This window comes from Nocardia sp. NPDC004722 (genome assembly GCF_053601505.1).
The window spans coordinates 1-4,712 of the sequence record NZ_JBSGBY010000629.1 but is presented as its reverse complement, the minus strand read 5'-3'; the positions used below and the strand labels follow the sequence as shown (position 1 = coordinate 4,712).

The following is a 4,712-nucleotide window of genomic DNA, read 5'->3' as shown; positions in this document are numbered from 1 at the left end:
CTCGACGACTTCGCCTTGGGCACGACCGCGCTCACCGTCCAGAGCCTGGTGTATCTGACGCGGGAGGGGTATCTGCACGACAAGCCCGTCTCGGGCTCGGTGCAGCTGACCCTGGCGGGCACCGAGATCGCACTGCCGATTCTGGTGCGGGACACCACGACCGGCGAGGAGAGCTTCATCCCCCACGTCGCCTGGTCCGTCAGCACCGGCGCGTAATTCGCCGCCCGCGAACGGCTTTCGAACCGAAGCACCCCAGAACCGAAAAACCCCGGTGACCGAGTCACCGGGGTTCTTTCGTCTTCGAGGCCGTTTCGGCCTAGTGGTCGAGCTCGCGCGCGACGCCGCGCACCACTTCGGCGATGCGCTGAGACATCTTGCGGTCCGGGTACTTTCCGCGCCGCAGATCCGGCTGGACCTTGGTTTCCAGCAGCGTGATCATGTCCTCGATGAGGCCGTGCAGCTCTTCGGGTTCCTTGCGGTTGACGGGGGCGTCGTTGCGGCCGCCGCGGCGGTCCCCGCGCTCACCCCGGCCGCCGCGTTCACCGCGCTCGTCGCGCAGGGAGGGCGGGGTCTCCAGGAGCTTCAGCGAAAGCGCCTGCGGGCCACGGCGTCCCGCGGCCATTCCGAATTCCACTCGCTGTCCCGGCTTGAGCGCCTCGACACCATCGGGCAGCGCCGACGATCGAACATAGACGTCCTCACCCTCATCCTGGGAAAGGAAGCCGAAGCCCTTTTCGACGTCGTACCACTTCACCTTGCCGGTCGGCACTGCGCTCACCCGTTCGTCATTCAAGCCCGGGCTGGCCGGGCACAAGTAGTGGCCACGGGTGCGCGCACCCGCAACCTTTCCGTTTGCGAAAAGAACGCGCCCCACACAGCTATGCAGGACGCGATAGTCCCCGAGTCTACCCCGGTGTGAATAGCGCGAGCACATCAGTTTTACGGTCTGGAGGTGTCCGACACCTCTTCGAAGCAGACGCCGCGCGGTTCGGCGAGCTGGCTGCTCTATATCGCCTTGGGCCTGTTCGCGATTGGATTGCTGGCTGTTGTCGCAATCTTCGGCGTCGCCGGGCTGACCGATGCCAAGCCGGGGCTGTGGCTGTACCTGCTCGCCATGTGCGCGCCGCTCGGGTTCCTGCTCGCGATCGTGTTCGCGCTGCTGTCGGGCCGGCGGTCGCGCTAGCCGACGGCGTCCGGGAAGCGACCGGCCGACACCGGGAATGCCCCGTTCGTTACCCGAGCATGCCTGTGATCTTCGTCACATAACGAGAAGGTCACAGAGCGGTGACAGACCCCTATCGGCGGAGACTCGCCGTGACCACCTGCGCAGAAGCCATCCGGAACCCCTTGCGCCGGTTAGCGACCCGGACAGACACGACGGTTACCAAATGGAGACTTTTCGCGGGAGTCGCCGTAATGTTCTCCGGGCCGGGTCAGCCCGGCGCCACCGGCCCGCCGCACCGAACTTCGCCCCGCGGGTACGGACCCCCAACTGGAATCAGGGGCGAAGACGAGGAACAGCGCACATCAGTGCGCCGGGCCGGACGACCTCTCAGTTCGACCCCGGTAGTCAACCTCGAAGGCGCGTACGAGAGGAAAGACCCGAAAATGAGTGGACGCCATCGCAAGCCGACCAATACCGGCCGCACCGTCGCCAAGGTTGCCCTGACGGGCATCGCCCTCGGCGGCGCCGGAGTGGCCATGGCTGGTAACGCCAGCGCGGCACCCGACTCCGACTGGGATCGCCTCGCACAGTGCGAAGCCGGCGGCAACTGGGGCATCAACACCGGCAACGGTTTCCAGGGTGGGCTGCAGTTCTCGCCCAGCACCTGGAACGCGGCCGGCGGCGGCGAGTACGCCCCCACCGCCAACCAGGCCACCCGTGAGCAGCAGATCGCGGTCGCCGAGAAGGTGCTCGCCACGCAGGGCTGGGGCGCCTGGCCCTCCTGCTCCTCGAGCCTCGGCCTCACCAGCGGCTCCACCCCGCGCAGCGCCCCCGCGCCCGCCGCCTCCGAAACCCCGCAGTGGGCCCCGCAGCAGCAGGCCGGCCCCGGCGGCGGTGCCAACGGCACCCAGGAAGTCTTCCAGGCCGTCGACCGCGCCATCGCGGTCGCCCAGTCGCAGGGCATCAACATCCCCCAGCCCGCCCTGGACTTCCTCAACGCCACCAAGGCCAACAACAACCTCGATCCGACGATCGTGAACTTCTTCGAGGCGAACAAGGGCCTGCTGCCCCAGTAGCATCCACGTTCCCTCCCCATGAATGCCCCGCGTCAACGTTGACGCGGGGCATTCGTGATTTTCGGTAGCCGACGGAACGCCGTGCCACGGGCAAACTTCCGGGTGCCGGACGCGGCGGTCTTGATGGGCTCATGCCAGAATGAGCGACGTGGTGAACAAATCGAACAAACCCTATGTCGACAATGGCTGGCCGGAGATGGCCAATGGCGATCACGCGGTCACCGAGCTCTCGTCGACCCGCTCCGGCGGTCTGTCCCCGTACGGCGAGGACACCGAGTTCCCGCTTCCGGTCGATCAGCTGCCCTACGTGCACCCGCACACCGTCATCAACCGCTGATCCGACGCACGACCGACAACCATGCGGTTAACGGCGCTCGTTCCCGGGCGGCCGCCGCGCATTCGACTCCAGGCACCGTTGCCCGTCGGGGCACCGTCGCCCGCCTGGTCTCCGCGGCGGCCGCACCACTGTCTGTCACGGATCGGGTGAAGTGACCGAAACCAAATCCACTTCGGCGGCCGCGCGCGCCGATCTGACTCTGGCCGAATGGCTTTCCAAGCGCTCCGACGAGGATCTCGTCACGCTGCTGGAGCTGCGGCCCGATCTGGCCGTCCCGCTGCCCGCCTCGATGGCGGTGCTGGCCGCGCGCACCGAACAGCGCGCCTCGGTGCTGCGGGCCGCGGACGAGCTCGACACCCTCGATCTCGCGATCATCGAAACCCTGGTGGTGCAGGGCGCCGCGGACGGCCGGCACGGCGCGCCGCTGCCCGCCAAGACGCTGCGCAAACTGCTGTCGGATCGCGTCCCGGCCGCGACCGTCAATGCCGCGCTACAGAAACTGCGCACCCTCGCCCTGGTCTGGGGTCCGGATACCGGCCTGCGGCTGAGCCCCGCCGCCCAGGAAGCGCTGCCGTGGCCGCTGGGCAGCACCACCGAGTTGCCGGACGCGCTCACCGAACCCGAAATCACCGCCGCGCTGGCCGAATCCACGCCGCAGGAGCGGGCCCTGCTGGACAAGCTGGCCACCACCGGCCCGCGCGGCCGCACCCGCGATGCCGCGCCCGGCACCGCCGACGACCGCCCCGTGCAGCGGCTGCTGTCGCGTCGGCTGCTGAACTGGATCGACGAGGAGACCGTCGAATTGCCGGTGGCGGTGGGCCAGTTGCTGCGCAACGAGCCGGTCACCGATCCGCATGCACTCACTCCCCCGCGCCCCGACACCACCAAGCACTCCCCCGCCGACATCAACGCCGCGGCCGCGGGCGAGGTGGGAGAGCTGTTGCGGCACAGCGCCTCCGTGCTCGAGGTGCTGGCCCGGGTGCCCGCCCCGGTGCTGCGCTCGGGCGGCCTCGGGGTGCGTGAGCTGCGCCGCGTCGCCAAACAGACCGGTATCGACGAGACCCGGCTGGGCCTGCTCGCCGAGATCCTGGTCGCGGCACGGCTGCTCGACAAGGGCACCCCCGAACCCGCGCCCGAGGGCGACGGCACCGACGACTACTGGACCCCCACCACCACCTCCGACGCCTGGCTCGCCGTGGTGCCGCCGCGCCGCTGGGTGGTGCTCGCACAGGCGTGGCTGGAATTGGACCGGTTCCCGTGGATGATCGGCCTGCGCGACGCCAATGACAAGCCCCTGGCCGCCCTCTCCGCGGGACTGCGCACCGTGCACGCCGTCCGCGATCGGCACGCCATCCTGGAACTGCTCGCCGAATTCCCGCCCGGCACCGAGGTTTCCGCCGTCGACCTGGGGCGGGTGCTGGCCTGGCGGCAACCCCGCCGACGGCGGCACTACCGGCGCGAAGCGGTGGAAAGCACGCTCGCGGAGGCGGAGACGCTGGGCCTGGTCGCGCGCGGCGCGGTGACCTCGGCGGGCCGGGCCCTGCTGCACGGCAGCCCCGAGGACGCCGAGGCCGAGATGGCGCTCGCGCTGCCGGAGCCGGTGGACCACGTGCTGGTGCAGGCCGATCTGACCGTCATCGCGCCCGGGCCGCTCGTCCCGGAGCTGCGGGATCGCATCGAGCTGGTCTCCGATATCGAATCGGCCGGCGCCGCAACGGTGTACCGGGTCAGCGAGCTGTCGGTGCGCCGCGCCCTGGACGCCGGGGCCACGGCCGCGGAACTGCACAATCTGTTCCTCACCCATTCCCGCACCCCGGTCCCGCAGTCGCTGTCGTATCTCATCGACGATGTGGCCCGCCGCCACGGCCGCCTGCGCGCGGGCATGGCACAGAGTTTCGTGCGCAGCGAGGATCCGGCACTGCTGGCCGAGGTGCTGGCCGCACCGGTGGCCGGGGAACTCGCGCTGCGCGCGGTCGCACCGACGGTCGCCATCTCCCAGGCGTCGCTGGGCGAGGTGCTGGAACGCCTGCGCGCGGCCGGGTTCAGCCCGGCGGGCGAGGACTCCTCCGGCGCCATCGTGGACCTGCGCCCGCGCGGTGCCCGGCTGCCCGCCCGCCCGCAGCAGCGCTCGGCC

At 70.0% G+C, this 4,712-nt stretch carries 5 protein-coding genes and 1 pseudogene; 5 read left to right on the top strand and 1 reads right to left on the bottom strand.

The genetic code is table 11. From position 1 onward, the window contains the following. Positions 1-216: pseudogene (locus ACWELQ_RS38435) on the top strand (hypothetical protein); the annotation flags it as partial. 100 nt (positions 217-316) lie between these two features. Here ACWELQ_RS38435 and ACWELQ_RS38430 read toward each other — a convergent pair. Then, entirely contained in the window at positions 317-769 is a 453-nt protein-coding gene (locus ACWELQ_RS38430; protein ID WP_452401928.1) for a cold-shock protein, read from the bottom strand. 183 nt (positions 770-952) lie between these two features. Here ACWELQ_RS38430 and ACWELQ_RS38425 point away from each other — a divergent pair, with 183 nt between their 5' ends. The 4 genes from ACWELQ_RS38425 to ACWELQ_RS38410 form a co-directional block, all read left to right on the top strand. Further along, on the top strand, positions 953-1,183 hold the full coding sequence (locus tag ACWELQ_RS38425) for a hypothetical protein (RefSeq protein ID WP_452401927.1): 231 nt from the start codon (positions 953-955) through the stop codon (positions 1,181-1,183). Positions 1,184-1,608: 425 nt separating this feature from the next. Next, on the top strand, positions 1,609-2,241 hold the full coding sequence (locus ACWELQ_RS38420; RefSeq protein ID WP_452401926.1) for a transglycosylase family protein: 633 nt from the start codon (positions 1,609-1,611) through the stop codon (positions 2,239-2,241). A gap of 139 nt (positions 2,242-2,380) precedes the next feature. Next, on the top strand, positions 2,381-2,578 hold the full coding sequence (locus ACWELQ_RS38415) for a hypothetical protein (RefSeq protein WP_452401925.1): 198 nt from the start codon (positions 2,381-2,383) through the stop codon (positions 2,576-2,578). A 151-nt stretch (positions 2,579-2,729) separates the two neighbouring features. Beyond that, the coding region (locus ACWELQ_RS38410; RefSeq protein WP_452401924.1) for a helicase-associated domain-containing protein at positions 2,730-4,712 on the top strand (1,983 nt) is incomplete at its 3' end.